The organism is Bacillus sp. JK106 (assembly GCF_053663355.1).
In genome coordinates this window covers 951095-968093 of the sequence record NZ_JBSJQC010000001.1, presented here as the reverse complement: position 1 = coordinate 968093, position 16999 = coordinate 951095, and the positions used below count along the sequence as shown (strand labels likewise).

Annotated in this window: 14 protein-coding genes; 3 read left to right on the top strand and 11 right to left on the bottom strand. The window is 47.8% G+C overall.

The features are described 5' to 3' along the window. Positions 1-4: 4 nt before the first annotated feature. The 10 genes from ACWJJS_RS05005 to ACWJJS_RS04960 all read right to left on the bottom strand — a co-directional run bounded on the left by ACWJJS_RS05005 (position 5) and on the right by ACWJJS_RS04960 (position 13152). Positions 5-1111, bottom strand: a complete 1107-nt coding sequence (locus tag ACWJJS_RS05005; RefSeq protein ID WP_014418769.1) for an AI-2E family transporter — start codon at positions 1109-1111, stop codon at positions 5-7. Between the two features lie 135 nt (positions 1112-1246). Continuing rightward, positions 1247-1483 carry a DUF2642 domain-containing protein gene (locus ACWJJS_RS05000; protein ID WP_003152023.1) on the bottom strand — a complete coding sequence of 79 codons (237 nt, stop codon included), beginning with the start codon at positions 1481-1483 and terminating at the stop codon, positions 1247-1249. Positions 1484-1620: 137 nt separating this feature from the next. Next, a complete protein-coding gene (locus tag ACWJJS_RS04995; protein ID WP_003152022.1) occupies positions 1621-2151 on the bottom strand; it encodes an HD domain-containing protein in 531 nt (176 codons plus the stop codon). 163 nt (positions 2152-2314) lie between these two features. Then, positions 2315-3046, bottom strand: a complete 732-nt coding sequence (locus ACWJJS_RS04990; protein ID WP_454023372.1) for a (S)-benzoin forming benzil reductase — start codon at positions 3044-3046, stop codon at positions 2315-2317. 60 nt (positions 3047-3106) lie between these two features. Beyond that, entirely contained in the window at positions 3107-3580 is a 474-nt protein-coding gene (gene essA, locus ACWJJS_RS04985) for a type VII secretion protein EssA (RefSeq protein ID WP_079898251.1), read from the bottom strand. A gap of 7 nt (positions 3581-3587) precedes the next feature. Then, on the bottom strand, positions 3588-6713 hold the full coding sequence (gene esaA, locus ACWJJS_RS04980) for a type VII secretion protein EsaA (RefSeq protein WP_454023371.1): 3126 nt from the start codon (positions 6711-6713) through the stop codon (positions 3588-3590). Beyond that, positions 6710-11185 carry a type VII secretion protein EssC gene (gene essC / locus ACWJJS_RS04975; protein ID WP_454023370.1) on the bottom strand — a complete coding sequence of 1492 codons (4476 nt, stop codon included), beginning with the start codon at positions 11183-11185 and terminating at the stop codon, positions 6710-6712. Before essC ends, esaA begins: the two co-directional genes overlap by 4 nt. 57 nt (positions 11186-11242) lie before the next feature. Then, on the bottom strand, positions 11243-12529 hold the full coding sequence (gene essB / locus ACWJJS_RS04970; RefSeq protein ID WP_025650213.1) for a type VII secretion protein EssB: 1287 nt from the start codon (positions 12527-12529) through the stop codon (positions 11243-11245). A gap of 14 nt (positions 12530-12543) precedes the next feature. After that, the gene (locus ACWJJS_RS04965) at positions 12544-12783 is read right to left on the bottom strand and encodes an EsaB/YukD family protein (RefSeq protein WP_003152015.1); all 240 of its coding nucleotides are present in this window, start codon (positions 12781-12783) and stop codon (positions 12544-12546) included. Positions 12784-12858: 75 nt separating this feature from the next. After that, positions 12859-13152, bottom strand: a complete 294-nt coding sequence (locus tag ACWJJS_RS04960; protein WP_003152013.1) for a WXG100 family type VII secretion target — start codon at positions 13150-13152, stop codon at positions 12859-12861. A gap of 315 nt (positions 13153-13467) precedes the next feature. Between ACWJJS_RS04960 and ACWJJS_RS04955 the strand changes: the two genes are divergently transcribed. The 3 genes from ACWJJS_RS04955 (at position 13468) to ACWJJS_RS04945 (ending at position 16725) form a co-directional block, all read left to right on the top strand. Next, on the top strand, positions 13468-14697 hold the full coding sequence (locus ACWJJS_RS04955; protein WP_003152012.1) for a PucR family transcriptional regulator: 1230 nt from the start codon (positions 13468-13470) through the stop codon (positions 14695-14697). 103 nt (positions 14698-14800) lie between these two features. Continuing rightward, positions 14801-15931 carry an alanine dehydrogenase gene (gene ald, locus ACWJJS_RS04950; RefSeq protein WP_454023369.1) on the top strand — a complete coding sequence of 377 codons (1131 nt, stop codon included), beginning with the start codon at positions 14801-14803 and terminating at the stop codon, positions 15929-15931. Between the two features lie 116 nt (positions 15932-16047). Beyond that, on the top strand, positions 16048-16725 hold the full coding sequence (locus ACWJJS_RS04945) for a DUF2278 family protein (protein ID WP_454023368.1): 678 nt from the start codon (positions 16048-16050) through the stop codon (positions 16723-16725). Between the two features lie 44 nt (positions 16726-16769). On the opposite strand, the gene ACWJJS_RS04940 is transcribed toward ACWJJS_RS04945, so the two are convergent. Then, positions 16770-16985: an MbtH family protein gene (locus ACWJJS_RS04940; protein ID WP_109567161.1), complete on the bottom strand. Its 216-nt coding sequence runs from the start codon at positions 16983-16985 to the stop codon at positions 16770-16772. Positions 16986-16999: the final 14 nt, after the last annotated feature.

Sequence of the window (16999 nt, the reverse complement as noted above, 5' to 3'; positions counted from 1 at the left end):
GTTTTTATTTCGGCTTGCGGCTGTCTTCGAGCTTTGACCGCTGACGAAGTTTGATAAGCCGGACGATATTTAAGACGAAAGCTTTTAAAACCGCGTAAACCGGCACGGCCAGAATCATTGCGAGAATGCCGCCGAAACTGCCCGCTCCGATAAGCAGAAGAATAATGGTGAGCGGGTGGGTATTCAGCCGTTTCCCAATCACAAGCGGAGAAAGCAGGTTCCCGTCAAGCTGCTGGACGACAACGACAACAATAACGGCAAAGAGCGCCTTAGCCGGCGAATCCATAAACGCGATAATCACCGCGGGCGCCGCCCCGAGAAACGGCCCCAGGTACGGAATGATATTGGTGACGGCGATCACCATCCCGAGAATTAACGCATACTGCAGACCGATGATCCAATATCCGATAAAACATGCCGTTCCGACAAAGAGACAAATCAGCAGCTGGCCTTGGAAATAGGCGGCCAATGTGACATATAAGTCGTTAAATATTTTCCGACCTTCCGCCCGGTAGGAAGAAGGCAGGATTTTGACTGCCAAGAGCGGAAACCGCCGGCCGTCCTTCAGCATATAAAACAAAATGAACGGAACGGTGATCACGACAAGCGTGATATTCGTAACGACGCCGAACACAGCCGACAGGCTTGCCGTAATATTTTGCGGAAGGCTTTGTAAAAACCCCGTCAGAGACTGCTGGATTTTTTCTATCGACACATAATCCTGCGTCATCATCCACGTAAACCATTTGGAATGGGATAATTGCGCCGTCAAGACTTGAATCTGATGAATGTAATCAGGGAAATTGTTAATCAGCCCCGTGACCTGAGAAGCCACAATCGGCCCGATGGCGGTGAACATAAAGGCAATCAGGCCTATGAAAACGAGATAAATGAGCAGGATTGCCAATGTCCGGGGGATTTTTTTCTCAAGCAGGCGCACGATCGGATTAAAAATGAAAAACAAAATGCCCGAGATCAAAATCGGAAAAAACAGAGTGGTGATAAAACCGAAAAACGGCTGAAAAATAAACGAGACTTTCGTTGATACGTAAATAATGAGCAAAACGAGCAAAATTTGCAGCGTCCAAAAATGGACCTTTGATTTCAACAAGCGATTTCCTCCTATTGTCGTGTGAACTTGTACTGTGATTGTACCAAAAAAAGCCGCCGTGCATCTATGTATCTCAAAAAAGAAGACGCACCGGGGTTCTATAGTGCCGCCTCCGGTTTGCGCCTTTTCGGGCTGTTACACGCGTTCGGTATAATCAGGCATGACGGAAACCACATGGCGGTTTCTGATATAAAATACACGGTCATGCGTCTCTTCAATGGCGATGTGATCCGGAGTGGCATCAATCAGCCGTCCTCTGACAATGCGTCTGACGGTTTGAATGATAAACCTTGAGCCGATAAGCTTATGGATGGTCTGATAAACGTAAGGATCCACTAACGAGACGATTTGCGGGCTTCCTTGATGGGCCATTTTCGCTGATCCCCTTTACTATGTTTTCCTTCAGCATATGCAGCGGACAAAGGCTTTGACACAGTACGTCTATCGGAGCGGAAAAGGTGTTAGTGAGCATGCGGAGTTATGTAAGCGGAAAAGGCCGCATGAGTGGCCTAGACTGAGCTTCTTATGGGATATTGGGCTCGGTCAATTAACTGATCAAGCTTTTGGATTTGTTTGAGCGCGGCCGTGTGATCCATTTGGCGGTAATGGTGATGTCCGCCGGGTTCTTCATCGAGTTCATCCGCTTGTTTCACGATTTGCTGGAGCGTATTCTTGTCCAGTTCGCCTTCAGGCAGATAGGAATCGGTGTGAAGCAGAATCGCCAGCGCAATGTCCTTCGCCGCTTTCGGTTCTTCACCGAGCCGGATGAGCAGCTTATGCGCCCGTTCCGCGCCTTTAATGGCATGGATATCGTTTCTTCTGTACTTTTCATAATCCCATTTGCCGTCTGTGTACCATTCATAATGGCCGACGTCATGCAGTAACGCCGCTTTCGCCGCCAGATCCGGGCTGACACCTGCTTTTACGGCAAGACGGTATGCATGAAACGCGCAGGCGATCGCATGGGCGACACCGGAACGCTGTAAATACTTTTGTGCGATTGGATGGGTGAAGACATCCATTAACGTTACATTTCTCATGGAAACCCCTCCTTCATATATTTTTAGAATCCTAACATAAATCGAGAAGAAACTCAATTCATCTGATACATTTCTTATACCCCTTATATGTTGTTTCATTCATCATATGCCGCCGAAGCCCGAAGTGATTGTACAAACAAAAAAGAGCAGCGTGAAAGCTGCTCTACAAAAATTCTTTGATATCGTATATCCGTCCGTTTTCCGGCTCGCCCGCGATCAGTGAGTGAATGACGCCGGCGATGTATTCAGGACTTCTGAGGTTTTTCGTTTCTTTCAGATTGCGGAACCGTTCGATGTCATGGAAATCTTCTTTTGACGAAGAACGGATGACAGCCTGCATGTCTGTATCCATCACTCCCGGCGAGAATGAGATCATGCGGACCGGCAGCTCTTCATCTTCCTGTTCAAACCCGAATGTTCTCGTAAACATATCAAGCCCCGCTTTTGAGCTGCAATACGCGCTCCAGCCTTTATAAGGATTTTTTGCCGCACCCGATGTGATGTTGACAATTGTTTTGCTGCCGCTGAACGCTTCGAAACGCTTTGTGAACATTTGGCTGAGCAAAACGGGCGCCGTCAGATTAAGGGTGTAATGGCGGTTCAATTCTTCGGCGGAAGCCTCTTTCGCCCGCTTGATCGGTTCCACCATTCCGGCATTGTTGATCAGTGTGACGGCGGAGTACCCCTTCTCCTCTGCTTGATCAAGAATCGCCTTCATCTGCCGCCCGGTATCTGCCAGATCGGTTAAATCAACACTGTATTCTGTCAGCCCCTCGCGCATTTCCCCGCTTATCGTTCTTGAAAGCGCGGCGACTTCGGCTCCTTCTTGAAGCGCCTGTTCCGTAAGCGCCCGGCCCAAGCCTTTTGACGCGCCTGTTATAAGAAAAAACTGCATGAAACTCCTCCTTTTTTTCTTATTTTACGGGCTGTCTTCCCGCAAACACAAGCGATCCGTTTACCGCCTTGCCTTTTCCTGCGCCGTGACTTTCGGGATCAGATAGATCATCGCCGCAATCCCAAGGAGGATCAAGACGGCATAAATAACAGGAAGCAGATAAGAAGTCTTTTTCTCTTCCGTTTCCATATCTGCCGAGGTATGCCGCACCGCCGGCTCGGCAAATGTGATACCCAGTTGTTTCGATTGCGCTTTGATCGTATTCGGCTCCGTGTCTGACGATGTAAACAGATTTGATATCAGTTTGTCATCCGGGTTTTCGGCCGGCTGATCAAACGTGATATCCTTCTGTTCTTTCGGAAGCGCCGTTTTTTCCTCGGAGTAGGCATCGTCGTGCAGGTAATCCGTACGAATTTCAATGTCCTTCTTTTCATATTCATTCGGCTTGACATCAGTATTGTCCTCATTCGCGGCTGCGGCATGCGGGAGAAAAAGGAGAAAGGAGAGAGCAAACAGCAAAACTCCTTTTTCCACGATTGTGTTACGCCTCATAAGACTGATCACTTTCCTCCGTTTTTTCCGCAAGCAGCCGAATGATGAGCGGAAGCGCCGCCGCAATCAGCGTAATGATCGCAAGAACCGTTATGCCCATCGCAAACAGATGGCCCGTTCCGTATTGGATATCGATATAGACTTTCGAAACCGGACTGTCAAAGGTGAAGTTCGGCATAATTAGGTCGATCAACGGCGCCACATAAAAGAGAATGAGCGCGGATGATGCGATCCATCCGGTAATTGAGCCGAAGACAAAGGCTGCCCGGATAAAAGCTGAACTCGCCGCAAGCAAGAGAATCGTAAAGACTGACCATTTAATCGTCTGATCATCCGGAAGCGAATAGATATTCAGACCGAACAGACTGATCATCAATCCGACCATAATGTTTAAAATCCCAAAGAGCGCGCCTTTGACAAGAAGCGGCGCCTGCTGATAATACGAGCTGAAATAGCCGATCAGAAGACTGCTGATCAGGACGATCACCAAAATGACGACCGGCGGAACATTCTGAACCCGGTCTTCCGGCACCTCTCCGCTGATTTTAAGCGGGTTGGCGAGATAATCGTAAACGTAGCCGTTTTCCTGTCCGTCAACGAGCGCGTTCCCTAAAATGCCGTACACGTCATTTCTGATCAATTTCGTGGAATTGACGTTTTTGCCCCAGTTGCTGTTCAGGGTGTCCGCTTTCTGCTGGACGTCATTTACGCTTTGCTGCATATTGTCGGTATAGCTGATGATGCCGGACTGGCGTTCTGACAGATGGCCCATCGTGTCAGACATTTGCAGGACTTCGCGGCCGACGGTATCCTGAGCGCCGAGCGCCATCGTTCCGGTTAATCCGTCTCCGCTGAACGCGGCTGCTTCCTGCACAGCGCCTTCAGCCAGCTGATCGGATGCTTTCGCCGCGCTGTCTGAAATGCTGGCGAGCTCATTGAGCACCCCGGCTTGCTCATCTCTGATATACGAGCTGTAGTTATCCGAGAATTCGGTCATGCCTTTAATGAAATTGCTGATGTCTTCATCAGTCTGCATTTTGTTGTTTTTCAGATTTTCCCAGCTTGCCGTTTCTTCCGGTTTGATGGCGAGAACGGTTTGGACTTCACCTTGCTGGGCTTTCAGCACCCGGTTTTTCACATCAGGCAGCGAGCCCGCGTCAAGAGAGTGATAGAGTGTCGCCTCATACAGGGATAAATCATTATAGTAACTCATTAAATCGGATATCTTTTTTGTATTAATGTCAGCGGCAAATATCTGTTCAAGAGCAGATTTGCGGCCGCTGTCCAATGACGGGTAGTTCAGAATGTTCTGTTCTGTTCTTACAATCATTCTGTAAACGGTATTGAAGTCTTGTTTTCTCGTTTCTTCTGATTCTTCCAGCTTTTTCTTTAATTTTTCTGCGCGTTTTGTGACGTCATCAATCTGGTCTTTAAGGCCTTGGATTTCTTCATCAAGAGCATCGAGACGTTTTTTCAGTTCTTCATTATGAGTCTGCTGTTTCTCTTCCAGCTCTTTTTCAATTTGCTGAATGCGCTCAGCGGCTTGGTTCAGCCTTTCTTTCGCCTCAGTTATGTCCGTGCCGCCGTCCCCTTCAGAATCGTTCGGATCGTCCGCCGGCTCATCAGCAGGCGGAGTGACGTTTTCAGCGGCTGTCGAGGTCTGGACGGTATTTGGCTCCTGATCGCCTGTGTTATCGGAAGCAGGCTGCTCTTCTTTTGTGCCGTCTTCCGTTTTTCCGTCTTCTCCGGGATTCGTTCCGTTATTCGGATCGCTATCGCCGGAGTTTTCACCGTCATCGCCTTGGCCCGGTTTTTCAGGGTCCGGACTTTCTTTTTCCGGTTCTTTTAATCCGTCAGAAATGTGATTGATTTCAGCGGAGATGCGTTTTAATTCTTCACGCTGATCGTCAAGGTCAATTTTCAGATCGCCGGGTTTTTCTTCTTCCGGTTTTTCTTCTTCTTTCGGTTCATCCGAGCCGTCATCCCCCGGGTCCTTTTCCGGAACGGTTAATGCCGGCCGATCCCTTTTCATAAGGGTTTGGATGCTGTTCAGTGTTTCAAATCTTGCTTGCGCTTTATATTGAGTCAAATAATTGTCCAGTAAATTGGATTGAATATTCGCCATCCCGTGTTCCTGCTCAGGAATCTGCGCTTCTCTCACCTGTTGGGCGGCAAAAAGAGCCGATCCCGTCTGGTCAAGCTGTGTCTGCGCCCGGTTTATTCCTGAAGAGAGCCCGCTCATCATCGTGCTGAACTGGTTGGCGGCCTGCTGTGCTTTAATGGCGTTCAGTCCGGTTGTGATTTGCTTTTGATTTTGTTCCTGCGCGGCCATCAGCAGTTTTTTCTGATTTTCTTGATATTGTTTGTAGCGCTCGACCGTGTCGGCAAAGTCTTTGAGCGTGGTTTTGGCTTCATCTGCCGAAGTCAGTTTTTCTTTTGCCGCGCCCTGCGCTTCATTCATTGATTTTTTCAGTTCGTCAATCAGGTCTTTTTGCCGTTTGATTTCACCTGCCAAGTCATTGGAGCTCGGCTTGTAAAAGTTGTACATGACGTTTTGAAACTCTGATTCTTTATTGACGATCTTGTCAAAATCGCCTCGGACATTGTTCACTTTTTGTGAGACGAAATTCCAATATAATGCCGACATTTTTTTATTCATTGATTTTTGGGCGTCTTCAAGCTCACGCTGCACTTTTTCTTTGTTGACGGCGTTCAGGTTGCTTTGAATATTGAATGTCAGCGTGGCTTTTTGCGGACGCTCCTTGTCATAGCTTAAGATGTCTTTTGAAAAATCGGATGGAATGTAAACGACGGCGTCATACTTCTTAGCCGCCAGACCGTTTTCTGCCGCGCTCCTGTTGACAACCGTCCATGAATAATCCGGACGGCCGCCGAGAGCGGCCGCTACTTCTTTGCCGAAATGGACGGATTCCTCTTCCTCATTTTCATCTGTTTGTAAGCCCATGTCTTCATTCACGACTGCGATTTGGCGGGTGGCGTTGTTTTTTTGTTTTCCCGGGTCATCGCCGATAAACCGGAAAAACAGCACCGGCAGCAGCAGAATGATGACGACCGCGGCTATTAATTTGATCAGGCTTTTTCGTTGTTCGGTCATCTGACGGCCTCCCTTTCCGCTGAACATAAAGGTATTTGGATTTTTTGCTCCTTCCCGTTTTCAACCAAATAGCCGAAGCCCGGCTGAATGTCCGGTTCCTGCCTTTGGTAAGGCAGCGGAATGACATTTTGTTCGGATTTTTTCACAAGCAGCATCGCGTGGCGGATCTGTTTCATTTCCGTCGTTAAGGAATCATAGCCTTTTGAGAATTCGCTGTGATTGCCCGCCGGGATAAAACTGAAGCCCACATGCGCGTAAGATTTCATAAACATCGCCAGCTTGTCCTGTATGGCGGTGTCGATCGTCTGCTGGAATCTTGTAATGCCGTCGGCCATTAACACGACCGGAGAGAAACTGAGTTTGTGCACATCGCCATTTTTGACGGCCTGCGTATACTGAGCTTCGCGCTCCGTGAAAATGGCTTCTGCCGTTTCGATCCACTGCCGGACGTCTTCTTTTGTGTCCAGATAGCTGACCTTTGTTTCCTGCGCATACTGCGACAGTCCGCGGTCAATCGAGTCAAACAGCCCGACCCGTTCCGTACCTTCACGCAGCAGGTGATTCAGCATCACTTTCAGGATATTTGTTTTTCCACGCTGTGTCTGGCCCAAAATAAGACAATGTTTATTTTTACCCAGATCAAAGTACACAGGGCTGACCTTTTCCTCATGAAGCCCGACAGGAATGCGGAACGGTTCTTGTTCCGGGCCGAGACGGAGTGAAAATTCGCCGGCCGTCAGCATATCCGGAAGCATCGGAATCGGGTCTGGACCGGCTGTTCCGGAGTGGCGCTCAGCTAAAGCTTTGACATCAGCTTTCAGCGCCTGGAACATCTCGAGGTCATTTTCCGCTTCAGCCGGAAGAAACATTTGTGCGAAATACAGTTCTTCTTTTTGGATCATGACGCGGCCCGGGATCGGTTCGAGACTGAACGGCGGACGCCCGTAAATGGAGTATCCTTCTGACTGATCCATTAAATAATGGACGACTTTCGTTTTTATGTTGTTTAACAGTGACTGGCGGACGGCGTTTACCCTCGTTGCGGTCAGCAGGAAGTAAATACCTAAGCTTTGCCCGTCGCGTGAAATCTGGATAAATTCCGTTTCTAATTCATGCATTTCATCTTTGACGATGTCGAAATTGTCAATTGTGATAAATATAAACGGCAGCTCTTCTTCACTGAGCGAATTGTACATTTTGATATGGCTGACTTCTTTTTCTCTGAACAGCCGTTTCCGCCGCTCGATTTCTTCCTTGATGCGGATCATGAATTTTTCGATCTTTCTCATTTGATCCATTAAGAAATAGTCTGCGGTGTGCGGAAGCTTTGCCAATGGCAGAAGCGTGCCGTTTCCGAAGTCAAAGATGTACATATGAAGCTCTTCCGGCGTGTATCCTTCCGCGAAGTTCATCAGGAAGGTGATGGCAGCCACTGACTTGCCGTAGCCGGATGAGCCGAAAATGCCGATGTTGCCGTCATCCATCATCGTGTAAGCGAGAGGCGCCTGTCTTTGCTGATCAGGCTCATCAACGCAGGCGATGAAGAAGCGGTCTTTTTCCTGCGCGGGGTAAAGCGTGCGCGGGATACGTTCGGCAAGCGGGGGAAGCCACGGGCTCGGCAGCTTTTCAATGCCCATTTCATTTTGAATCCGCTCGATTTCTTCGACTACGGCTTCTATTTCTGCCGGGGCGTCTTTTTTCGCCGCATCATCCGCATCCACCTCAGACAGCGGAATTAAGCCGGTATCGGTAACGATAGCAATGTCATCCTCGGTGCCGTATACATCTTCCATGTAAGGGGCGCCGCTCCAGGCAGACTGGAACTGCTCATACACTTCGTTATTTCCGACTTGCAAGTAGCCGCGTCCGGTGACCGTAATATTCGCCGCATCACTGTTTTTCAGGATTTCTTTACTGTCACTTGCATCCTGCACTTTCAGCGCGACCTTAAAGCGTGAGTTGCTCCATATTTGGTCGTCAATGATGCCGCCCGGCTTTTGCGTGGCGAGAATTAAATGCACACCAAGGCTCCGTCCGATGCGGGCCGCACTGACAAGCTCCCTGATAAAGTCAGGCTCTTCGCTTTTCAGCTCGGCAAATTCATCTGAAATCAAAAACAGGTGCGGCATCGGAATATCCGTTTCTCCCTGTTTATACAGCTTTGTATAATCATTGATGTGATTGACGCGATATTGATCAAACAGCCGCTGCCGTTTTTTCAGCTCGCTCTTAATGGATGCAAGCGCCCTGATACTGAAGTTTCTGCTTCCTTCAATATTCGTGATCGTCCCGAGAAGGTGCGGCATCTTGCGGAACGGCTGCGCCATTCCTCCGCCCTTATAGTCAATCAGCAAAAACGCCGCTTCATGCGGGTGAAAGTGAACGGCCAATGACAGGATATACGTTTGCAGAAATTCACTTTTCCCGGAGCCGGTCGTTCCCGCCAGCAATCCGTGCGGCCCGTGCGCTTTTTCATGCAGGTTTAAATAGACGATGTCGTCTTTTCCTTTATAGCCGATCGGAACAGCCAGCGATTTTGCAGACTCACTTGTCTCCCACTTCTGCCTGATGCCGATTTCTTTTACTTCCTTCGCATGAAACAGCTCGAGAAATGAGACCGTTTCAGGAATGGAATTCGTCATTCCGACCTGATGGTGCAATGTCCGAAGCGTCCGGGAAAACCGCTCGTTGTTTGTCCGTTCATGCCTGTCCAGCTTAAACGGGATCTGCACCGCTTTTTTCTGCTGAATGAGAATGTCTCCCTCATCTTCATTAATGTAGCGGACGAGGGTGTGAATGTTTTCTGCCAGGCTTTCCTTCGTTTCCGCGGCGATGATTGCCGAGATGCCGAGATGCTCATGCCGGCCTTCAATGTATTCTAAAATGACGTGCTCTGCGATCAGCTGCTGATTTGTGATGACAAAGACAAAATGCGGCTGAAAGATCTTTTTTTCTTTATCCTCTTCCAAATCCCGCTCCCGCAGCAGCTCGTAAATGGACGATAACAATTGATCGCGGGTCTGTTCATTGTAAATAAATCCTTTCGCATACATATGAGGCAGCTGAAATTGCGGCAGCCACTTCATCCATTCCCATTCCTTATATTCGTCCTCATGAAAGATAAAGACAAATCGCAGGTCATGGTAGCTGTTGAAGAATGCGAGCTGGCCGATCAGCTGGTGAATTTCATTTTTGACGATCTGAGGTTTCCCGACAAGCCCCATCGGCCCTTCTTGTAAATCAACGGTCACGGGCGCATGGCGGATATCTTTATACACACGCTGCATGTGCTGCGACTGCTCCATCAAGTCATCCACATCACGGTTCGCCAGGTCTCCTCCGCTCATTGAAATCTCGTAGCTTGACGGGACCGTGCCCGTTCCGAGCCGAAGCATCAGAAAATCCCTGCTTTCCAGCGATTTCTCCCAAATGCGGCCGCTGATTTCAGAAGTTAAATATTTCATTTTTTCAAACGGGGGAAAATGATGCGTCAGCACGTGCAGCTGTTTTTCCGACAGCGTCTGAAGCTCTTTCCGTTTGCTTTCTAAATACTGCTTGTACACACGCTCCCGTTTTTCCTCCCGTTTTTTCCGCTGGTTTTTTTCACGGAAATACTGCACGGTGGACGTAATGAGAGTCATCATAAACATCGCCAAAGAGACAAGGATGAATATGCCCCTCGGCTGTATAATGGCGACAACCCCCATTACAATCAGCATGACCACAGGAGGCAGAATGACGAGCCACAGCCCCCGGTTATTCTGTTCGCTTTCCTGCGAGGGAAAGCTGAATGAAACGCGGTCTTCGGGAAGATCGTAGACCATGCGCGGCGTTCTTCGATATTGCGGGTATTTCTTTTTCATTTCGGTGCTGGGTTTTACCGTTTTGGTTAAACCGGCTTGAAGCTTTTCGTGATGAACGATTTCTAAAAGGTCGTCCTCCGTCAGCCTCACACGCAGAAAATTCCACAGCAGCTCATCTCCCGTCCGGAGCCTTTCGGGAGCTTCTGCAAGCTTTCCGTTCACATAAACTTCCTGACCATCAGGGACGACAGACCAGCATCCTCCCGACTTTCTCAGATAAAAAGCCCCTGTTTGAGCGGAGGACGGCTCTTTGTATATATCCGCTTCCTCTGTTTCTGATGAGAAAACGATCTCATCCTTCCCTCCGATAAAATACACGGAGGATTCTTCCTGGTCAGGGGTGAGCAGAAGCCGCATCGTCTCTTCTTCAATCCGGCAGGGCATTTCATTTCCTATTGTCAATTCGCCGGCACAGTTATTTCCCAGGAAAACATCATAACGATCTGTTTCTTTCCGATAAAGGGTTGCGGCGTTTTGCCGTAACGGAAGTGTGCCGACCGTGATTGTATCTTTCATATCCGGACCGATCGTAATCGGCTGAGAGGGCGGGAGTTCAGACAGCTGAACCTTTTGTACGTGCTCTCGGTAAAAGACCCATAACAGACTCATATGGCGAACCTCCTGACGACAGCCTGATCGTTACATGCGGCCATTTGATGTGTGCTGTTATTTTTTTTCATCTTTTTTCTCATCTTTCTTGTCGTTCTCTTTGTTATCTTTCGCTTTGTCTTGTTTGCTTTCATCTTGTCCGGCGGAAGCTTCGGCGGTGTCACTGTTTTCCTCCGCTTCTTTATGCTGTTCCTCCGCCTCTTTTTTCGCCTTCGCAAGCTCGCTTTCCACGGCGTCCAGTTCTTTCTGCTTTTCGTCGTCTTTCATACTGTCATCCGCTAATAATTGCTGTTTATATTTTGTAAGTCCGAGCCAGATGTACGGGTTGTACTCAAGATTGCGGCCGATTTTGATGGCTTCTTCATTTTCCCCTCTGCCGATATCAATCCAATAAAGGAAGTGCTTCGGGTCTGATTGCAGCGTGACCAGATTCCCGATGTATTTCCGCTGTTCTTCCCTCAGATTTTCAACTGCCACATAAGAGGAAGCAAGCTCGTACTGCACAGATTCCGGGAGGCTTTCCGCATCGTATTTAGCGAGTGTGTCAATGACTTTGCTGTACTGCTGATTTAAAAAATAGCGGTTGCTTTCCGTAATTGCCTCTTGCTTCGGCTGGACGAAAAACAGAACGTATAAGGAGTAAAGAAGTGCCGGCACAAGGAGGACGGCAAGCGCCAGACCGGCGTATCTTTGGATTTTCCATTTCTTTTTCGGCAGTTTTATGTATGTCTTGTCCCTTTCTTCGAGGGAATCGATTGCGGTTTGAATGGCTTCTTCCAGTTCTTCAATCGTCTCCGCCTCTAACACGCTTTTCACCTCAGGAGAGAAATGAAGCGTCTCCTTGTACTTCAAATATTCATCGAAGGTGTACGCCCCGTCAGCTGCAAGCGCCGCACAGGCTTTGAGCTCTTTTAACACCCTCTCTCTATCTTCCTCATAAGGCGGAAGGCTCTCCTTTACGCCGTAATGAAGAAAGTAAGGCGTCAGCGCTTTATCAAACACGATATTTTCAGGGGCGGCAATCAGATTGAGACGTTTCAGCTTATGCTGTTTCACGGCTTGGACGAGACGGTAGGCAAATTGCCACCTGCTTTTTTTATCTTTTCCTTTTATATAGCGGAAAGCCTGATAAGAAGAAGGAGGTTTGATTGTGATGGTTACTTCGTCTTCTGAAACTGAGACCTCTTTTTGAAAAAAAGGATCGGCATCTTTAATCACATTCGCTTCCAGCCCGTCAAGAAGCTTGATTTTTTCCCGCTGGAAGGTGAACGTGAAGCCTGATTCGGTTTCTTCCCGGACGGCGTCTAATTCTGTTTCTAAATAAGATCTGTTATGACCTGTCATTCCACCATGTCCTTTCATAAAATTTCAAGGCGGTCTCCGTTCGTAATGCCGCAGTCAGATAGCTTTTGTTCTCCGGAAAAAACCGTTTCTTTATTGACCACTCTGATCCAATAGCCTTCACGCGGCGGAACGGATACATGCTGAGCCTGCCGGGCAATATCAATGACTTTTTTCACAGAATGGTAATCTGACAATCTGAGATCGAAGACGCTGCCGTTATAATGTGTTAAATCTATTGTAATATCGATATACATATTCATATCACCCTTACATAGAAAGAGCGCCGTCTTCTTGATTGAATCAGGCGCTCCGTTTCTTCATTCATCTTATTATCCGCGAATTTGGTTAGCGATATCTTGGTCGGTAGACTCAAGCGTATTTGCCGTTTGATCGAGCTGATGATTCACATCTTGAAGCAATTCAGACATTTTAATAAATGAAGGTTTCAGCTGCTCATATTGATCCGCGAATGCTTCACTTGAAGCACCTTCCCACATGCCTTTCAAATCAGAAATCATGCGGTTCAGGCGGTCAACCTGATTCATGACTTCCTGACTTTCAACGCCATATTGCTTAGCCATCGCTCTTAGCTCTTCGGGTGTGACACGAATTAATCCAGACATATTCCTTATACCCTCCTGTGTCATCAGCCTAAATATGGGCTAATTCACTTATTTTTTGAACGTCATTATTATAAAAACAACCAATCGGCACAGTCAAACAAATCTGTTTTAATTTTACAAAATGAGTCTTATGATATATTGGATTTTTCGTCATATTTACACATTTTGTAAATACGATAGTATGATTTTCTTATTATTTTCGTTTTCACTGAATGATCTTATTGTCCTAGTCTATTTCCCTGCAAAGATGCCTTTCAGTCTGAAAAGCAAGATGGTAAGATCAAGATATGAAGCTATGAAAAAGTAGGGATACAGATGACCAATCCAAAGGATCCATTTAAGTACAGTTTCGACAGACTTGAAGATGTTGCCGACCATATCAGTGAAGTTCTTCAATGCCCCATTACAATAGAAGACGTTAATCATAAACTGCTTGCATACAGCACGCACAGCGATTGTACAGATCCGGCCCGGACGTCGACGATTATCGGGCGAAGGGTGCCGGAAAAAGTCATCAACAAACTGTGGAAAGACGGAACCATTCCGGCCCTTTTAAAAACGGACCAGCCGATCAAAGTGAAAGAAATTGACGAGGTGGGCCTAAGCAACCGCGTGGCGATTTCCATCTGGAAAAACAGTCAGGTTCTCGGATTTATTTGGGCGCTTGAGATCAAAAAAAAGCTCAATGACGAAGATCTGAAGACACTTCAGCTGGCCGCCAAAGCGGTGCGGAACAAGCTTTTGCACCTGCAGATCCGCAAAACGAAAATCGAAGAGCGGGGCCAGGAGTTTTTTTGGAAAATGCTGACCGGCCATATCTATCAGGAAGCCGAGATGGCCGAAGGGTTTCATAAGCTCGGAATGGCGCTGCCGTCCGTGTTCAGCGTCATGATCATCCGTTTACATGATGAGCTGACTGAAAAGACGGAACAGCAGCTGCAATATTTGCAGGAAACGACACAGCAGATTCATGTCATGCTGGCGACTGTTGATTCAAATGAATTAATCTTATTAGCCGCGCCGAAAACCGATCAGCCTTTTAAAGATTTAAAGCACTTCGCTCTTCATATTCAAAAACAGCTGAAGGAACGATATAAAATTGAGGATGCGTCGATTGCGATCGGCGGTATTTACGAATCGATTTCTTACGTTTACCGCTCCTATCAGGAAGCGCTCTCCGTATTAAAAGCGAAAGAACGGTTTGTGAGAGAAACCAAACACCTTTTCAGCTTTTCTGAACTCGGCATTTATCAGTACCTTGATGTGTTGGATGAAAAACGCAAGCACAGCGGCTATATGAACTATTCCCTGTCAAAGCTTGAGCAGTATGACAGGGAGCACCAAGCCGATATGGTAAAAACGCTCGAACATTTTATTGATGCCGACAGCAACGTCAACACCGCCGCTAAAGCGCTTAACATCCATGTCAATACATTGAATTACAGGCTGAAAAGAATCAGCCAGATCGCAGAAATCGACTTAAAAAATGTGAATGAGAAGTTTACGATTTACCTGGATATCAAACTTCGCAGCATGGGTTCGTGAAATTTCACAAATCCGTGTTTTTTTATTTTCTGTTTCAAACAAAGAATTTTCGCAAAAATCGCGCTACACTTGAAGCATCACACAAACATTGGGGGAAACAGACATGATTATCGGGGTTCCAAAAGAAATCAAAAACAATGAAAATCGAGTGGCATTAACACCTGGAGGCGTTTCACAGCTTATCGGAAACGGCCATCGGGTTCTTGTGGAATCCGGAGCCGGACTCGGAAGCGGCTTTACAAATGAAGATTATGTATCAGCAGGGGCGGAAATTCTGGAGGACAGAAAGCAAGTATGGGATGCGGAAATGGTCATGAAGGTAAAAGAACCGCTGGCTGAAGAGTATGCGTATTTCCGTCAAGGTCTGGTCTTGTTCACTTACCTTCATTTAGCCGCAGAGCCGGAATTAGCTAAAGCGCTTACAGAAAAAGGCGTGACAGCTATCGCGTACGAAACGGTAACGGACGGACGTTCCCTTCCGCTGCTTACGCCGATGTCCGAAGTGGCCGGCAGAATGGCCGCGCAGATCGGAGCACAGTTTCTTGAAAAACCAAAGGGCGGAAAAGGAATTTTATTAGCCGGCGTACCGGGTGTATCCCGCGGAAAAGTCACGATCATCGGAGGGGGCGGTGTCGGAACAAATGCCGCGAAAATGGCTGTCGGACTCGGTGCCGATGTGACAATGATCGATTTGAACGCAGACCGCCTGCGTCAGCTTGATGATATTTTCGGGCATCAGATTAAAACATTGATGTCAAACCCTGTAAATATTGCAGATTCCATCGCGGAAGCGGATCTTCTGATCTGCGCCGTGCTCATCCCGGGAGCCAAAGCGCCGACTCTCGTTACGGAAGAAATGGTTAAACAAATGAAACCGGGTTCCGTCATTGTTGATGTTGCCATCGATCAGGGCGGCATTGTGGAAACCGTCGATCATATTACAACCCACGATAATCCGACTTACGAAAAACACGGCGTCGTTCACTACGCTGTCGCCAATATGCCGGGCGCCGTACCGCGTACGTCTACGCTCGCATTAACGAATGTAACCGTTCCTTACGCGCTTCAAATCGCCAATAAAGGCGCGGCACAAGCCATTGCAGACAGCCCTGCGCTTAAAGCGGGCTTAAATACGGCTAACGGACATGTCACGTATGAAGCGGTAGCCAGAGACTTAGGCTATGACTACGTGCCTGCTGAAAAAGCAATGCAAGGTTCGGCTGCAAAAGCTTAATAGATATGAAGAGGACAGCCTGATCAGCGGGCTGTCTTTTTCCTTTCTCATAAAAGGAAAAACGGCCCCCTGTCTCGAATATCAATTCATATCCCGGAAGAAAAAGGAGGATTCATATGGCTGTTCAGCACTATGGTGTATTAAAAGGCACTGTGTTAGATATGAGAAGGGAAACAGATGATGATTCTCCGCATTTTCAAGTCGAGGTGCTAGGCGAGCCTGATACGCGCTATCGCTGCGCGATCAATGTCATGTCAAGTTCAAAAGAATCAGAGGTTCTGTATGCGGCACGCGATCATTTTGACGCAAGCGCGATCACCCTGCTGCCGAACATTCCGTATGGATATACCCCAATTGATGAAACCAGCCGTGAGCTGGCGCTGGATTATGTCCGCGGCGGATTGTTTGATCCCCAGAACATGGTGCCCCTCCCGCATGAAGTCACCGGTCCGGATAATGACTTAAATGACTTTATTGAGACGTACATGCAAAAAGCCAAATCAGAAAAAGCCACCGTCTATATTTACGGCTCTAAATTCGGGCCGGAGCCGGGCGCTGATAAGATTTTCGGTTTCAAGCCGACAAACGGCATGCATAATATTCATATGAATCAGGGAAACCCAATTGATACACGCTGGAAGAAGGATAACGGAACGTGGCACGACGGCGGTATTTTAATCCAGTTTGCAGACCAGTGGGCCGCGGTCTTTTTGGCTTTTCTGTCTCAGTCATGGTGCACGGATGAAGAAGGCCACCCTTATACATTTTGTGATCATACACAGCTTAACGGCTGATGTCCGCATAAAAAGCCTGCCGAGATAACGGCAGGCTTTTCTTATTACATTTTAGCGGCTTCGGCCCGCTTCAGGCTTTCCGGCCTCATATCACGCCAGTTTGTTTCAATATATTCGAGACAAACGGGGCGGGTTTCATTCGTCAGGCGGGTTTCCCAGCCGTCCGGCACATCCAGATAGGCCGGCCACAGTGAGTACTGGCCTTCAGCATTGACGAGCACATGGTATGAACCGTCTTCCCGTTCAAATGGATTTGTCATATCATCTCTTTCCT